Source organism: Acinetobacter sp. 3657, from assembly GCF_031456775.1.
Lineage (GTDB): Bacteria > Pseudomonadota > Gammaproteobacteria > Pseudomonadales > Moraxellaceae > Acinetobacter.
On sequence record NZ_JAVDVH010000012.1, the window covers coordinates 36,758 to 52,585 of the forward strand.

14 protein-coding genes are annotated in these 15,828 nt (G+C 42.3%); 5 read left to right on the forward strand and 9 right to left on the reverse strand.

Annotated features, from left to right (window positions below; all coding sequences use genetic code 11):
* Nucleotides 1-18: 18 nt before the first annotated feature.
* On the forward strand, nucleotides 19-1,584 hold the full coding sequence (locus J2Y37_RS12630) for a PAS domain-containing sensor histidine kinase (protein WP_349033035.1): 1,566 nt from the start codon (nucleotides 19-21) through the stop codon (nucleotides 1,582-1,584).
* A 21-nt stretch (nucleotides 1,585-1,605) separates the two neighbouring features.
* A complete protein-coding gene (locus J2Y37_RS12635; RefSeq protein ID WP_005194681.1) occupies nucleotides 1,606-3,036 on the forward strand; it encodes a sigma-54 dependent transcriptional regulator in 1,431 nt (476 codons plus the stop codon).
* 45 nt (nucleotides 3,037-3,081) lie between these two features.
* Here J2Y37_RS12635 and J2Y37_RS12640 read toward each other — a convergent pair whose 3' ends face one another.
* The 4 genes from J2Y37_RS12640 to lptF form a co-directional block, all read right to left on the reverse strand.
* Nucleotides 3,082-4,248, reverse strand: a complete 1,167-nt coding sequence (locus tag J2Y37_RS12640; RefSeq protein ID WP_349033036.1) for a S41 family peptidase — start codon at nucleotides 4,246-4,248, stop codon at nucleotides 3,082-3,084.
* Nucleotides 4,249-4,299: 51 nt separating this feature from the next.
* Complete coding sequence (gpmI, locus tag J2Y37_RS12645) at nucleotides 4,300-5,844, reverse strand: 2,3-bisphosphoglycerate-independent phosphoglycerate mutase (protein ID WP_349033037.1); 1,545 nt, start codon at nucleotides 5,842-5,844, stop codon at nucleotides 4,300-4,302.
* A 116-nt stretch (nucleotides 5,845-5,960) separates the two neighbouring features.
* Nucleotides 5,961-7,031: an LPS export ABC transporter permease LptG gene (lptG, locus tag J2Y37_RS12650; RefSeq protein ID WP_241323670.1), complete on the reverse strand. Its 1,071-nt coding sequence runs from the start codon at nucleotides 7,029-7,031 to the stop codon at nucleotides 5,961-5,963.
* Nucleotides 7,031-8,131, reverse strand: a complete 1,101-nt coding sequence (gene lptF / locus J2Y37_RS12655; protein ID WP_349033038.1) for an LPS export ABC transporter permease LptF — start codon at nucleotides 8,129-8,131, stop codon at nucleotides 7,031-7,033. Before lptF ends, lptG begins: the two co-directional genes overlap by 1 nt.
* Nucleotides 8,132-8,288: 157 nt before the next feature.
* Here lptF and J2Y37_RS12660 point away from each other — a divergent pair, with 157 nt between their 5' ends.
* The 3 genes from J2Y37_RS12660 to J2Y37_RS12670 are packed head-to-tail and all read left to right on the forward strand — an operon-like array spanning nucleotide 8,289 to nucleotide 10,811.
* Complete coding sequence (locus tag J2Y37_RS12660) at nucleotides 8,289-9,737, forward strand: leucyl aminopeptidase (protein WP_349033039.1); 1,449 nt, start codon at nucleotides 8,289-8,291, stop codon at nucleotides 9,735-9,737.
* Between the two features lie 4 nt (nucleotides 9,738-9,741).
* Complete coding sequence (locus J2Y37_RS12665; RefSeq protein ID WP_005194665.1) at nucleotides 9,742-10,149, forward strand: DNA polymerase III subunit chi; 408 nt, start codon at nucleotides 9,742-9,744, stop codon at nucleotides 10,147-10,149.
* Nucleotides 10,150-10,184: 35 nt separating this feature from the next.
* Nucleotides 10,185-10,811 (forward strand): hypothetical protein, encoded by a 627-nt coding sequence (locus J2Y37_RS12670; RefSeq protein WP_349033040.1) that lies wholly within the window; start codon nucleotides 10,185-10,187, stop codon nucleotides 10,809-10,811.
* Between the two features lie 45 nt (nucleotides 10,812-10,856).
* On the opposite strand, the gene J2Y37_RS12675 is transcribed toward J2Y37_RS12670, so the two are convergent.
* The 5 genes from J2Y37_RS12675 to nrdR form a co-directional block, all read right to left on the reverse strand.
* Complete coding sequence (locus tag J2Y37_RS12675; protein ID WP_121930607.1) at nucleotides 10,857-11,516, reverse strand: riboflavin synthase; 660 nt, start codon at nucleotides 11,514-11,516, stop codon at nucleotides 10,857-10,859.
* 165 nt (nucleotides 11,517-11,681) lie between these two features.
* On the reverse strand, nucleotides 11,682-12,518 hold the full coding sequence (locus J2Y37_RS12680; RefSeq protein ID WP_241323674.1) for an MIP/aquaporin family protein: 837 nt from the start codon (nucleotides 12,516-12,518) through the stop codon (nucleotides 11,682-11,684).
* Between the two features lie 382 nt (nucleotides 12,519-12,900).
* The gene (locus J2Y37_RS12685; RefSeq protein ID WP_004668195.1) at nucleotides 12,901-14,193 is read right to left on the reverse strand and encodes a DNA adenine methylase; all 1,293 of its coding nucleotides are present in this window, start codon (nucleotides 14,191-14,193) and stop codon (nucleotides 12,901-12,903) included.
* Nucleotides 14,190-15,305, reverse strand: coding sequence for a bifunctional diaminohydroxyphosphoribosylaminopyrimidine deaminase/5-amino-6-(5-phosphoribosylamino)uracil reductase RibD (gene ribD, locus J2Y37_RS12690; RefSeq protein WP_349033041.1), 1,116 nt, complete (start codon nucleotides 15,303-15,305; stop codon nucleotides 14,190-14,192). Before ribD ends, J2Y37_RS12685 begins: the two co-directional genes overlap by 4 nt.
* A 12-nt stretch (nucleotides 15,306-15,317) precedes the next feature.
* The gene (gene nrdR / locus J2Y37_RS12695) at nucleotides 15,318-15,782 is read right to left on the reverse strand and encodes a transcriptional regulator NrdR (protein ID WP_004668188.1); all 465 of its coding nucleotides are present in this window, start codon (nucleotides 15,780-15,782) and stop codon (nucleotides 15,318-15,320) included.
* Between the last annotated feature and the right edge of the window lie 46 nt (nucleotides 15,783-15,828).

The following is a 15,828-nucleotide window of genomic DNA, read 5'->3' on the forward strand; positions in this document are numbered from 1 at the left end:
AACCCTTGTGAATCGCCTATGTTGGGAAAAATTGCATCCTCAGTGTCACAAACCATTTACCAACTAGGCGCTTGGTATAGCGGATATCGTCTGATTATTTCCGTCAGCTTATTGCTCATTTACCTATTGACCGCCGAGCAACTGGCCAACAATTACATTTACCCGTCTTTATATTTCTATACGCTGATTGCTTATGTCACGCTCAATATCGGTCAGCTTTTATTTCTAAGATTGGTTCCATCACAAATCAGTAAGCAGCTGATCTTGATCTTCATCATTGATGTGGTCTGCTTAAGTATCATCACCTTTTCGACTGGTGGCCCCAATCTGCAACTCAGCTTGCTCTACGTCATTATTATTTTTTCATCTGCGATCTTATTGGATGCCCGACTTTCCCTGATTATTACGCTTTTTGCTGTCATCATGGTGATTTACCAGCGCTTCATTGGTAACTTTCTTGATTACAACAACTTAAATCATTTAGGCAATAGTCTGCTGCTGGCATTTTTGTTTTTCGTGGTGTTTGCGATTGGGCGTATTGCAGTACAACGTTTTAATCTTTTAGAAGCATTGACCTTTCATCAATCGATTGAAATTCATCAACTTCAAAATATTAACCGCTATATTCTGGAACAAATTGAAGACGGCTATTTGGTGCTCGATGAAAGCAATCATATCGTATTGACCAATCCCGCTGCCAACGCCTTATTGGGCATCCACGTGCCTGTCTCAACTGAAAAAACGCCCCTTATTAAGTGGCAACCCGATCTCTTTGAACTGATTAAGTTTAGTGACTTAGAAGATGGTGAAGAATTTACATTTGAGTCACAACAGAGCCTATATACCGTCAATGTTCGGGTGAAACATTTAATCGTTCCTGAACAAGCATTGGTGTTGTTGGTATTAAAAGATGCGCAGAAGCTCACGCAACAAGTACAACAATTAAAATTAGCTGCGCTAGGTCAACTCTCGGCCAGCATCGCCCATGAGATTCGCAATCCTTTGGCCGCGATCGTACAAGCAAATGAATTATTCAAAGCCAGCGATGAGCATCAACAAGAAATGCTGTCTCGTATGATTAGCAAACAAGCCAAACGGATTGACTGCATTGTGCAAGACACTTTGGCGATGGCACGTAACAAGCCAACAGAGCCTCAAACGATTGAGCTGACCACATTCTTTGAAAGTCTATGCAATGAAGACTTAGCTGACGTCAAGCACATGATTCAGCTCAATATTCCTGAAGATGTCAAAGTTCTATTTGATGACAAACAATTACGCCAAGTGCTGATTAATTTAATTCGAAATGCATTGCGCCATAATGCCTCAGATGCCCCTTATATTGCGATCGAAGTTCAGCGCAATGAGGGCCGAACACGCATTGATGTCATCGATTTTGGTACGGGTGTTGCGAAACGTGACCTTTCTCAACTGTTTAAACCATTTTTTAGTACCGAAATTAATGGAACTGGTTTAGGATTGTATCTGTCTCATACATTTTGTGAGGCAAATCATGCAAAGCTCACTTATGTAGAGCGACAACAAGGAGCATGCTTCAGGATTGAGTGCTCAATAATTAATTGATTAAATTAGGTTTTTCGGGGAATGACAACTAAACAACCACTCGTCTTGCTTGTAGACGATGAAGAGGACTTGTGTCTCTTAATGCAAATGACACTTGCACGAATGGGCATCAAGACACATCTCGCTTATCGGATTGAGCAAGCAAAAAAGTTTTTCACTGAGTTTCAGTATGATGCTTGTCTAACAGATTTGAACCTCCCAGATGGCAACGGTTTAGATTTAGTCAAACACGTCACTCAGAACCATCCCAACACACCCATCGCTGTACTTACAGCTTATGGCAATATGGACATTGCGATTGCAGCACTAAAAGCAGGTGCATTTGATTTTGTCAGTAAACCAGTCAATCAAAAGCATTTGGATCAATTGATTCAAAAAGCCTTGAATCGACCGCAACCTGAGCAAGAGGCAGCCGAAACAGCGTTAGAAAATAAACTGTTAATCGGGCGCTCGCCGCCAATTCAACAGTTACGGATCGCTTTAAAGAAAATTGCGCGTTCTCAAGCGCCTGTGTTTATTACAGGTGAATCAGGAACAGGCAAAGAGGTGGTTGCAAATCTGGTCCATCGTTTAAGCAATCGTAGTGAAGGGCCATTTATCGCGATTAACTGTGGTGCGATTCCAACTGAATTGATGGAGAGCGAGTTATTTGGGCATAAAAAAGGCAGTTTTACGGGTGCGACACAAGACAAACAAGGCTTAATTCTTTCTGCGCACGGCGGTAGTTTATTTTTAGATGAAATTGCTGAATTGCCGTTGAATATGCAAGTTAAATTACTGCGTGCAGTACAGGAAAAGAGAATTCGCCCTGTCGGTTCGGATCAGGAAATTGATGTTGATTTCCGAGTGATTAGTGCCAGCCATCAAGACCTTGAACTACTGGTGCAACAAGGTCGATTTAGACAAGATTTATTTTTCCGTATTCATGTGATGGATATCGTACTTCCACCCTTACGTGAACGCGGACAAGATATCCTGTTATTGGCCAATCACTTCATCCAGAGAATTAGTCAGGAATGGGATTTATCACCTAAATCCTTATCGACTCGTGCCGAGCAGTTCTTGCTACAGCAATACTTCCCTGGCAATGTCCGTGAATTGCGTAATATCATCGAACGCGCAATGACACTCAGCGATGACAACAGCATTGACCTCGCACACTTACAGACCGCACCTTTGCGCAGTCCGATCTCGATGCCGACAGCATCACTCTATACTCAAGAAGATGTTGAACAAGCACAATATTCAACCAGTCCAAGCACTAGTTCCAAAAAGCTTCCACCTGAAGGCTTAGAACGTTATTTAGAAAATATTGAGAAAGAAGTCCTGCTCAACGCACTAAACTTAACCCATTGGAATCGGACCTTAGCCGCTAAGAAATTAGGGATGACCTTCCGCTCTTTACGCTACCGTTTAAAAAAGTTCGGCTTAGATACTGAAGAGGATGAATAATTCTTAAAAAAATGAAGCCCCTGCTAAATCAGGGGCTTCATTGCATTAAGGTTTACTTTTCAGCACTAATTCGCTGATATGCTCTAAATAATAATCTTCTTTCATTTCAGGCTGCAACGCATAGCTTTGATTCGGCTGAATGCCTTGTCCTTCGATCATCTGATCTTTCGGGGTGTAATAATGCGATACTGTCATTTGTAGCGCAGCACCACTTGGTAACGGAAACAGTTTTTGTACGACACCTTTGCCGTAACTATTTTCTCCGACCACCCATGCACGTTTATGATCTTTTAATGCGGCGGTAAATACTTCGGCAGCCGATGCTGAACGTCGATTAATCAATATTCCCAATTTAAGCTTTTGAAACTCATTCGATGGTAACGCCTGAAATTGCTGATCACCTTCAGAACGGCTCTTGGTTGTGACGATCAGACCTTGATCCAAAAATAAATCTGCCGATTCAACTGCGGCTGAAAGTAGACCACCGGGATTATTGCGCAGATCTAACACCACAGCCTTTAATTTTTGTGAACCAAATTCTTCGATGAGTCGCTTAATTTCATTGGCTGTATCTTGTTGAAATACTCTAATTTTAAGGACTAAGACTTGATTGTGTAATAAAACGGGCTCTATATCTGTTTCTACTTTCTTATTTCTGACCAAGATCAGTGTACTTATATTGCTTTCTGGCAAAATTTGTATGGTACTGCCAATCGAACCATACAATAACCCTTGGACTTGATCTTGATTTAAGTTTTTTAACTCTTGATGATCAATTTTAACAATCGCCTGCCCATTACGCAGACCTAGTTTATTCGAATCAGAGCCTGTTTTTAGACCTTGAATCTGCCACAATTTTGTATGCGCATCATAATTTAAATTAAAATCGACCGAAGCCAGATCACCTTCGGTATATTGAATCAGTTGACGGTATTCTTCAGCAGATAAATAACGAGAATAATTATCTAAGCCACTCACCAAACCTTTAATCGATTGCTGAAATAAAGCATCATCTGATTTTTTATCAACATAGTTATCTCGAACAATGCCATAAATCTGTACAAATTGTTGAATCGACTCAATCGGTACTTCGGCACTACTTGATGTACTATCATCACCCCATCCAGAAGGAGGAGCAGCATGAAGTGTAACGCCCCAACACATCAACAAACTTGCCCATAGTGCTCGATAAATGTTGTTGTGTTGAGTCATACGTTCACCTTCTAAAGCATCGCGCTGTATAAAGCGCGATTAAGGGGGAGATTACTGTAAAGTAATTAAGTTCTTACCTTGCATTTCTGGAGGTACAGGAATCTGCATCAAATGCAGTAAAGTTGGCGCAACGTCAGCCAAGATACCACCTTCAGCAATGGTTGCTTGGGTAGGACCGACATAAATAAATGGAACTGACTCAGTGGTATGCTGGGTATGCACCTGTCCACTAACATAGTCTTGCATTTGCTCTACATTACCATGGTCAGCAGTAATTAACATATGCCCTTTGTTTGCCATCACCGCATCATAAACACGACCTAAGCAGGTATCCACGGTTTCTACGGCTTTGATCGCAGCGTCAAATATCCCCGTATGTCCAACCATATCACCATTGGCATAGTTCACCACCAACAGATCAAACTCACCAGAGTGAATGGCTTTGACCAACTCATCCGTGACTTCATAGGCACTCATTTCTGGTTTTAAATCATAGGTTGCAACGTTTGGCGATGGAATGAGAATACGCTTTTCACCTACATACTCATCCTCACGGCCACCGCTGAAGAAAAAGGTCACATGTGCATATTTTTCAGTTTCAGCAATACGCAATTGGGTTTTGCCTAAACTTGACAGGTATTCCCCAATTGAGTTTTTTAACCCTTCAGGCATATAAGCAATCGGTGCATCAATACTGGCTTGGTAGCGTGTCAGCATGACAAATTTTGACAATTGAGGAATAACTTTACGTGTAAAACCCGCAAAATCTTTTTCAACAAAAGCACGGGTAATTTCGCGCGCGCGATCAGCACGGAAATTCATAAAGACCAAACTATCGCCATCTTGTACTTTTACAACATCACCAATACGTGTTGCTTTAACGAATTCATCATTTTCATTTTCAGCATACGCTTGTTCCAAACCTTCAACTGCGGTAGCTGCAACTCGAGTTGACTCACCTTCAGTCATTAAACGGTAGGCTTGCTCTACACGATCCCAACGGTTATCACGATCCATCGCAAAATAACGTCCAATCATCGAAACGATACGACCTTGATTTGGATATTGAGCGAATAATGCATCTAATTTTTCTAATGATGGTTTGGCACTACGTGGTGGCGTATCACGACCATCTAAAAATGCATGTAAATAAACCGTTGCGCCACGCTTCAAAGCGAGTTCACACATCGCAACAATATGGTCTTCATGTGAATGCACCCCACCTTCAGACAGCAGTCCCATCACATGCACTGCACCGTTGGCAGCTTTGGCTTTTTCAACGGCATCAATCAGGACTTCATGCTCAAAAAAATCACCCGTACGGATATCTTTGGTAATACGGGTAAAATCTTGGTACAACACACGTCCAGCACCAAGATTCATATGTCCAACTTCTGAGTTGCCCATTTGACCATCAGGTAGGCCAACATCTTCACCTGAACCAGAAATCAAACTGTTCGGATGCTTAGCTTTCATCGCTGTAAGGTTTGGCGTTTTAGCAGCTAAATACGCATTATCTTCGACTGCTTCGCGATGTCCTACACCATCCATAATTACAAGAACGTGAGGAATTTTACCAGCATTTGCATCCGTCATAATGGGCTCTCTGTGTGTCTATCATTTGATCGGCATAGTTTACCGAAATTTAAGCAAATTCTCTATGACCTTGCTGCTGGCTTTCACCCATCTACAGCAGGGAAATAAAGTATTGTTTATCTTGCTCGATACAATAAATAACTACCGATGCTAAACATCAACACCACCGGTAATAATACAAACCAAGCAGGTGAAGGTGCATAGACCAAGCTCGCATAACCCATAAAGTCTTGTAGGTAGAAAAAGCCTAGACCTGTAAATAAGGCAATCACCAAACGAAAACCCATTGATTGTTGGCGCAATGGACCAAAAATAAAAGAACATGCGATCAGCACTAACGCAATCAAAGCAAACGGTGATGCGACTTTCTGCCAAAACGCTAATTCATAGGTTTTTGGCACTTGGCTGTATTCCTCCATATAGCGCATAAAACTAATCAGCTGACTTGGAGAGAGATCTTCTGGATCCAAAGTCACCATATGCACATATTTCGGTTGTAGCGCCAAAGCCAAAGCTTGTTGTGCGTGGTCCGTTTTGATGGCATTGCCTTGGGCTAATAAATCAACTTGATGTGCCTGTTCTAAGGTCCATTGCCCATCTTTGACAAAGTTGCCATGTTCAGCAGTTACAAAAGACTGTAAGCGATAGTTTTCATCAAAATCAATCGATTGAATATTACGTAGCTGACCTTGGGCGTTGGCATAATCGATATAAACAAAACGCTGCCCTTCACGTGACCAATAGCCTTTGACCTCGCCTAAAGCAGCAACACTCCGTTGTTTTTTGATGCTTTGTGCTTGTTCATTGGTATAAGGGATCACCCATTCACTCAAAACAAACGACAATACGATCAACAACAGTGCCGAACGCATCACCCAGCCCACAATCCGCCAAAGGCTGATCCCAGCTGAACGCATGACGATGAGTTCACTATTTGAAGCCAATGCCCCTAGCCCCAAAACCGACCCAATCAATGCAGCAACAGGTAAAATTTCATAGAGATAACGCGGCGCACCCCACATCACATAGAGGAAGGCTTGCCACGCATTATAACTGTCTTTCAGCGCGCCTAATTCACCGAGATAGGTAAATAATACCTGCAAGAAAGACAACACCAGCGTTGTACCCAGCATGGCGAGGACTGTGGTTTTTGTGACATGCTTGGCGATGATACGACGTGCTAACATTACAACCCCACTCGCTGAATACTTTTCTTGATTTTGGGTGCCAATTTTTGTTTCCGTGCAAAAATTGCCGCGACCATTGCGTAAATGAGCAATACCACTGGATACGCCCAAACGTCTAACTCAGCTTTACTGATCCGAGTTTTAATCGCAATCATTAACACAATCAAACTAGCGAAAATAAAAATCGCAGGAATCAAACGATAATATCGTCCTTGACGTGGATTCACTTCAGATAATGCCACCGCAAGCAACAAGGCCACAAGCATGACAAATGGACCAAAAATCCGCCAACCCAGCTCACTTCTGACCACAAAATCATCACGTTTTTGCCATAATTTCGCCATCGACAAGGCTTCAACATCCTCACTTTCAAAGTTTACATCTTTATCATTTTCTAAGCGTAAACGATAAGATTGAAACTCAGCTTGGATATATCGTGGCTGGTTTGGATAGATTTCATAACGTCGACCTTGAACTAAATCAACGACACTGGCAGTCTCATTTTCCATTTCTACCCGAGTCGCTTCTTTGGCGAGAATCATTTGATCAGGTTTATCTTCGCGATCAGACTTATAATAATAAAAAATATCTTTTAGGTTTTTCCGATCTTCTGACAGCGACCCCGCATAAATCGTATATGACCCCGAGGAAATAAACTCTCTTGGCCTCACCAAATCAAAACCTGCGCGCACCGCTTGCGTCTGCATCAGGTTTTGATAGCCACTGATGCCCGCAGATGCCCCCCAACACATCAATATCGCTTGCACAATCAAAAAGGCGAAAGTCATGGGTAGCAATAGTTTTGTCAATTGATTACGACTGACCCCGCTGCCATTGAGCACCGCCATTTCATGATCGACATAGAGCCGACCAAAGACCAACATCAGACCAATAAAAAAGCCCAATGGCAAAATCAAAGTTAAGAATTCTGGCAAACGATAGGCAATAATGCTGAGTAGAACTCCAGCATCCAAACGTCCTTGTGCAGCTCGTCCAAATATCTTGATGAGCTGACCACCCATAATAATTAAAGTAAGTAAGGCAGTCACAACCAGTGAAGTGGACACCACTTGTTTGACGAGGTAACGCCGAATAATCAAAGTAATGCTTCCAAAAATAGACCAATCGAGGGGTAATGCTAGTTTACCCGAATGTTAAAAATATAAAACCTATCGCGTGTTGCGGATTGCAACCTCATATCTGAAAGTGTTTAATGGGATTCACTTTATTTTTTGTCCATTAGGTTCTATACAAACAATGAAATTTACCCTTCATCGCGCATTCCCAGCGCAAACGCCAAGTGAATCTTTGTGGATTTTGGTTGATTCTGAACAATTACAACAACAGCTAAACAGCTATAAAATCAATCAGCTAGAAGAGATACTTACTGCCACACAATTCAAAGCTGGCTTTAACGAAAACCTGCCGTTAATTGCTCAAGTTACTGCTCAAAATAACACTCAATTGTTAGGTCTTGGAAAAACGACTGAGTTAAAAGCGATAAAATTAGCAAAACTCGCACAAACGATTATCAAATCATCACAAAATAAATTTAAACAAATCACTGTAGATCTGTCAGCGCTACCTGCTGATTTACATCAGTTGTTCGCTTTAAATTTAACTCAAGCAGCTTATGCTTACGATGAATTCAAATCTAAGAAAAATGAATTTGTCTTAGAAAGCATTCAGCTTGTAGCCGATCAAAGTCCATTAAATGATCAACAATTGAATGTGATTCATGCCGTTCAATCTGGACAAAACTATGCCCGTGACTTAGGCAACCGTCCGGGCAACATCTGTTTCCCTGAATATCTCGCTGATCAAGCACTGGCCCTCGCTGCACAATACCCTGATCTACTCACCGTGAATGTGCTAAACGAACAACAAATGGCAGACTTAGGCATGAATGCCTTTTTAGCCGTCAGCAAAGGTTCTGATCGTGAAGGACGAATCATTACCCTTGAATACAACACCCAACTCGAACAAGCACCTGTCGTTTTAGTCGGTAAAGGGGTGACTTTTGATACAGGTGGTATTTCACTAAAGCCGGGCTTAGGCATGGACGAAATGAAATTCGATATGTGCGGTGCAGCCTCCGTTTTGGGTACAATGCAGGCACTCTGTGAAGCACGATTGCCAATTCATGTGGTTGGTGCGATCGCAGCAGCTGAGAACATGCCTTCAGGTCGTGCGACACGTCCTGGTGACATCGTCACCAGTATGAGTGGTCAGACCATTGAAATCTTAAATACCGATGCAGAAGGTCGTTTGGTTCTTTGTGATACATTAACCTATATCAAACGTTTCAATCCTGCACTCGTGATTGATATTGCAACATTAACAGGTGCATGTGTGGTCGCACTGGGTAAAGTGGTCAGTGGTTTATTCACGCCAGATGACGAACTTGCACAAGACTTACAACATGCAGGCGAACAGTCGCTTGACCGCGTATGGCGTATGCCAGTGATGGAAGAATATCAGGAATTGCTCGACTCGCCTTTTGCCGACATAGCGAATATCGGTGGACCGTATGGTGGTGCAATTACTGCAGCGTGTTTCCTTGAGCGATTCACACGTGAATACCGTTGGGCGCACCTTGATGTTGCGGGAACAGCATGGCTATCAGGTGCAGCTAAGGGTGCAACCGGTCGTCCAGTGCCATTATTGATGCAGTTCTTAGCAAATCGTGTTGAAACGAATAGCTAAAAACATGACCCAAATAAGCTTTTACCTCTTTGAAAAAAGTGCAGAACGGCAAGTCGAAAGTGCTTGCCGTTTATGTCGAAAGATTCTAAATCAGCATCCGCATATTTGGTGGTATTGTCCTGATTTAGCGCTCCAAACTGAGCTAGATGAAAAACTATGGACTTTCGATCCGCTTAGCTTCATTCCTCACGGCATTCATCAACCGAATAATGCGGTCTGTATTTCAGAGCAATTACCGCCATCCAATGATTGGATCGTGTTTAATTTTAACAATCATGCACTTGAACTCAATCAAGATTTTCGCCACATTATCGAGATTATTGAAAATAATGAAACCGCGAAACAGATTGGGCGAGAAAAATTTAAACAGTATCGGCGTTTAGGTATTGAAGCCCGAACATTTAAATTATAAATCTGCATGCAATAACATCATTTGAGGAGTGTCTTGTGGCATTAAATGTTGGTCAGGACTTTAAGAAACGTTGGTTAAATACCCCTGAAACTGTCCGTCAGACTTATCAGGAAGATTTAGCACGTATCTGTGATCTACTGTTGCCACAAACCCTGATTCAAACTTGGACACAACATGAGGAGCACGCGGCACAACGTTCTCAGCAACGCATCGAAAAGGCCTATGCTGATCTCAAAGCAGAGTTGATCGAACAAGCCCGCATTCGTAAACAACAAGCACTAGAAAAGGCCCTCGCCGAAAAACGTGCTGCTGAAGCTGCGTATGCAGCACAGCTACAAGCAGATGAAGCACAGCAATTTGCTCAACAAACTGAGAATCTCGTTGCATTGCGCAATCATATTGATCAAGAGATTGCGCAACAAACTGAGCGCTATCAAAGTAACCCTGAACAACCGAGCATTGACTATGCTTCGGGGCAACAGCTTGTCATTGAGGATCATCAAATTTTATCTGAGCTAGAAAGTGTTCGGGTTCGACTTGAATTAGAAGCAGAAAGTTTGATCGAACAAGCAGTGACGGTATTTCGAGCCAAACTGCATTCGCTCGCTCAAGATGAAATTGAATATATACTGAAAAATAGTGAATTTTCTAAGGAAAAATAAAGACAAAAAAGCCCAGTCGATCTGGGCTTTTCCTTACCTAAAATCTTATTTCAAAAAACCATTTTCAGCTAAAAAAGACATACTGAGTTTAGATTCAGGTTTTTGCTCGGCAGCTTTATCACCCAATAATAAACGCTCGATATAACGCGCCAACACATCCACTTCCAAATTTACTTTAGTACCAACTTGCCAAGAACCGATATTGGTACGTTCAACGGTATGTGGAATCAAATTCAAGCTAAGAATATTGCCACGTAGGTGATTAATGGTCAGACTAATGCCATCTACCGTCACTGAACCTTTTTCTGCTAGATATTTGGCCAACTCAACTGGTGCCGTCACCTCAAAATACAATGAGCGCGCATCTTGACGAAAGACGGTAATTTCACCCAAGCCATCGACATGCCCACTGACGATATGCCCACCAAAACGTGTAGTGGGTAACATGGCTTTTTCCACATTGACTGCTTGCCCTACTTTCCATTGACCTAGGGTGGTACGATTTAAGCTTTCACGGGAAACATCGGCTGCATACCAGTTCTCGCCCCACTCGATCACCGTCAAACAGATACCGTTAGTGGCTATAGAATCTCCTAAATGCACATCCGACATATCCAAATCAGTTTGAATTCGTAGACGAACATCACCACCTACACTTTGTAGACTTTCAACTTTGCCTAAACTTTCAATAATGCCTGTAAACATGTGACTTTTAACCTACCTTCATTCAAGTACGAGTCTCAGCGAATCAAGATACCTTAATGCAAAGAACTTGAGATAACAAGCGACGCTGACGCAAATGCCGCCAAATCAAAAAGGGCGATCATCTGATCACCCTGCTCTTATTTCAGTGCCTTCTTTTTATTACGCTTACATGTCCGAGATTTGCTTTTCAACCGTGGTTGGCACTTCGACTTGATCACTCACTAAAAAATGGCTAAAGAATAACTTATAGCCAAGTACACCCAAGCAAGCCCCAACAATCGGTGCAGTCATCGGAACAATAAAGTAAGCAATGTCACGACCGCCAGTAAAGGCAACAGGTCCCCAACCTGAGAAATAAGCAACGATTTTAGGGCCAAAGTCACGGGCAGGATTCATAGCAAAACCTGTTAACGGACCAAAAGAAGCACCAATCACTGCAACCAATAAACCTACCAATAATGGCGCTAAAGCACCACGCGGCAAGCCATTTTGATCATCACCTATTGCCATAATCAACCACAATAGCAGCATGGTAATAAACATCTCGACCAAAAACGCTTGCCCCATTGAAAGCAAATGATGCGGATAAGTCGAGAAAATTCCCGCCAATTCTAAACTTTCAACACTGCCTCGGACCATGTTATGGCTTTGTTCATAATCGATAAATAAATTACTGTAAAGTCCGTAGACCAGTAATGCCCCAACCGCAGCACCTGCAACTTGTGCAATGATATAGAAAGGCACTTTTCTTTTATCAAAGCCTGCAAATAATGCCAATGCGATAGTGACTGCTGGATTGAGATGTGCGCCAGAGATGCCTGCTGAAAGATAGACCGCCAAGGCAACCGCCAAACCCCAGACCACACTAATTTCCCACTGGCCAAACCCTGCACCTGTTAGCTTGAGTGCAGCAACTACACCGATACCGAATGATAAAAAAACCGCAGTAGCAAAAAACTCAGCGATACATTGTCCCAACAAAGTGGGTTCCGAGCGACTCATAACAACCTCTCTTGGCTATCGCTTCTCATCGATAAGACCCTAAATGAGCCCGGAAAATTATATTTATTTTGATATTAGGTCAATATTTTTTTAACCGAATAGTAAAATTTATTTAAGTTTTAAAAATGCAATGAAGTGGATTTAAGAGTAGAGGTTAATTTCTCATATACCCATGTATTTTATGGTTATTTTAAATAAAAATCGAAGTAAAGAAATTCTGACGAAAATTCTGCTCAGTCAAAATACAACCAAAAAATAGAAGATAATGATCATAAAAACAGCCACTTATCTAAAAATACGATTTAATTGATTATATTTACCGATCACAGCACATCTACATATAAAAACACCACTTTGTTTATAAAGTGGTGTTTGTTTGACCTTACCAAAGTGCAAGTTGAGTGCTGTTCCCTGAGGTATCCACACCACCCAATTCAGCAAAGTGGTAGAGCTGACCCAATAACTGTCGCAATGGCGGACCTGATTTTGCATGGGTATCGGTGATCACAATAAACTCAAGCACCCGTGCTCGTTCAGACTGTCGCTGCTTACTGACGCGATAACGCGGTACGTCTTGAGTCAACAACGTGACTTTTCCGCGCTTTAAATTGGCGGTCAGTAAATCTTTCGGCTCAATATTTCCATCAGTCGAATAACTGGTCAAGATATAACGCGCATTGATGGTTTCCAATAGCTTTTCATAGGCATTTTGAGCATGTTTAGACGAGTTATAAGAACTCGGACGCTCTTTACGCCATGCCCGATCAATACCGCTTTTAAAACCTTTGGTATCTGGTGAGGGTAAGTCGTTTTGATCCCACAAGGTCAGGGCATTTAAAACATGATAATTACTGCTATAGGCATGTTGGTTATACGGCGGGTCAAGATACGCGACATCCACTTCAAAGCCACTCATTTGATTGGCTAAATGCTGTGCATCGACACACCACACTTCTGCGGCAGGTCGTTTACTCTCACCAATTTCACAAAAACGACTTGGTGTTAACCACAATAATGACTCAATCCGTTCCAATGCTGTCTGCGTTTTACCACCCCAACCCTGATGGAAGCTTTTAAATACGCCACTGGTGTTACTAACAAAACTGGCCGAATACAGTAATGGTGCAAGTAAAGCACTCATTTCTACATCATTAATCGCACCTTGCGCTTGCCAAGTTGCAATTTGCTGACGAATCGCATCAATCTTCATCCCATTACGACGCTTAAAAAACAGTCGATCACGGGCAGGATCATAGATATCATCATTGCGAGGACATAAATTATGCGTTACCCAGCCTTTCACTTCAGGCAGTCGATTTAAAATATCAATCGCTTTTTGATAGCCACCTAATTCTTTAAATGCCGGCGCATCGGTACATGCCAAAATCGCGTGATTTAAGGCATGGCTATAAGGTTCCCAATCGTTGGCAATCACACGATAACCATTTTGGCGAGCCAAACGAGAAACCACACCACTGCCCGCAAAAAAATCAGCAAAAATCGGTGGATTCTTTTTCTTACTATTCAGTGTTCCCGTAATCTCAAGCGCTTCTAAAATCAGATGAAGGAGCCGGCGCTTATTACCCAGATAAGGTACGAGCTGATGAAAAAGATATTCGTCAGTGGTACGCGCCGCATGGCGACGTTTGTGATAAACCGATGCTTCAGGATTCATATCATCTCTTGGGTAGGGAGCAATCTTAGGCGAATATCTTGCCCAAGTTGGGTTACATCGACCAATTCAAAACGAAGTTGCTCTGCCATTTCGCTCAATTCAGCATTGAACATTGATCGAGCAGATTGACCAAGTAAAGTTGGTGCAACATAACTAATCATTTCATCAACCAAACCTTGTTGTAAAAAGGCAGTCGATAAAGTCGCACCTGCCTCAACCAATACATCATAAATTTGATACTGTTGAGATAAGGTTTGCAATAACTGATTTAAAGGTTGCGGCGCCAATTGTATCACGCCTAAATCGGCAAGTTCTTGACGAAATGGGGTCATTACCATCACTGTTTCAGGATTCTGTAAGATCTTGGCGCTGAGAGGTAACTGTCCTTGTCGATCGAGCACAATTCGTTTCGGTTGAACAACCGTTGTAAGGTCAACACCTGCTAATGCACGAACATTCAGTTCGCAATCATCTGCCAAAACCGTTTGAATCCCAGTAATCACTGCCCCTGAAATCGCACGCCAATGCTGTACATCTTGTCGCGCGGCTGTTCCTGTAATCCACTTCGACTCACCCGATGCCATTGCAGTACGTCCATCGAGGCTTGAAGCAATTTTCAAACGCACATAGGGTAAACCTGTTGACATTGCTTTTAGAAAACCCAAATTTAAAGTTTTCGCAACTTCAGCACAGACCCCTGTTTCAACCTCAATGCCTGCATTTTGTAAAATTTGAACACCCTTGCCTGCCACCAACGGATTTGGATCAGAGCATGCCACCACTACTTTTTTGACTTGTGCCTTGACCAGTGCCTCTGCACAAGGTGGGGTTCTACCGTAGTGTGCACAAGGTTCTAAAGTCACATAAGCGGTTGCATCTTTGGCATGTTCACCCGCTTGCGCTAAGGCGAAAACCTCTGCATGTGGTTGTCCTGCTTTGGGATGATAGCCCTCTCCAATCAATTGACCATCTTTTACAATGACACAGCCCACATTTGGATTGGGCTTAGTTGAATATTGTCCAAGTCGAGCTAAATCAATTGCTCGTTGTATCCAATACTGATCCTGAAAAGCTTGATCTTGAAACGTTTGATCTTGGTTTAGCTCAGACATGATTTCTCTAATTTAGGCTTCATTTTCACGTTGTTGCATTTGCTCAATCTGATGACGAAATGCTTCTACATCTTGGAAATCTTGATAAACCGAGGCAAATCGAACATAAGCGACATGATCCAATGCAAATAATGCCTGCATCACGATTTCACCAATCATTCTTGATTTGACATCACGTTCGCCTAAACGACGAATCTGCAACTGAATATCACTGAGCACCGTTTCGATTTGCTCTTGCGTCACAGGACGTTTCTGCAAAGCATGCATGAGTGATCGACGTAATTTCGCTTCATCAAACGGTTCACTTTTACCATCGGATTTAATCACGCGTGGCATCACCACTTCATAACTTTCAAAGGTGGTGAAGCGTTCACCACAAATCGTACATTCACGACGACGGCGAATTTGACAGCCTTCGGCAGCCAAACGGGAGTCGATGACTTTACTATCAGCAGCGTTACAAAATGGACAATGCATAGTTGTGCAATTATTTACTCACTTTGGCTAAGTGTAGCAAAGTTTC

Bases quoted from the DNA above. Each gene is read 5' to 3' on its own strand.
- J2Y37_RS12630 (WP_349033035.1), top strand. From the start codon at position 19: ATGTTGGGAAAAATTGCATCCTCAGTGTCACAAACCATTTACCAACTA.
- ribD (WP_349033041.1), bottom strand. From the start codon at position 15,305: ATGTCTGAGCTAAACCAAGATCAAACGTTTCAAGATCAAGCTTTTCAG.
- J2Y37_RS12660 (WP_349033039.1), top strand. From the start codon at position 8,289: ATGAAATTTACCCTTCATCGCGCATTCCCAGCGCAAACGCCAAGTGAA.
- J2Y37_RS12675 (WP_121930607.1), bottom strand. From the start codon at position 11,516: ATGTTTACAGGCATTATTGAAAGTTTAGGCAAAGTTGAAAGTCTACAA.
- J2Y37_RS12685 (WP_004668195.1), bottom strand. From the start codon at position 14,193: ATGAATCCTGAAGCATCGGTTTATCACAAACGTCGCCATGCGGCGCGT.
- gpmI (WP_349033037.1), bottom strand. From the start codon at position 5,844: ATGACGGATGCAAATGCTGGTAAAATTCCTCACGTTCTTGTAATTATG.
- J2Y37_RS12635 (WP_005194681.1), top strand. From the start codon at position 1,606: ATGACAACTAAACAACCACTCGTCTTGCTTGTAGACGATGAAGAGGAC.
- J2Y37_RS12640 (WP_349033036.1), bottom strand. From the start codon at position 4,248: ATGACTCAACACAACAACATTTATCGAGCACTATGGGCAAGTTTGTTG.
- J2Y37_RS12680 (WP_241323674.1), bottom strand. From the start codon at position 12,518: ATGAGTCGCTCGGAACCCACTTTGTTGGGACAATGTATCGCTGAGTTT.
- lptG (WP_241323670.1), bottom strand. From the start codon at position 7,031: ATGTTAGCACGTCGTATCATCGCCAAGCATGTCACAAAAACCACAGTC.
- nrdR (WP_004668188.1), bottom strand. From the start codon at position 15,782: ATGCATTGTCCATTTTGTAACGCTGCTGATAGTAAAGTCATCGACTCC.
- J2Y37_RS12665 (WP_005194665.1), top strand. From the start codon at position 9,742: ATGACCCAAATAAGCTTTTACCTCTTTGAAAAAAGTGCAGAACGGCAA.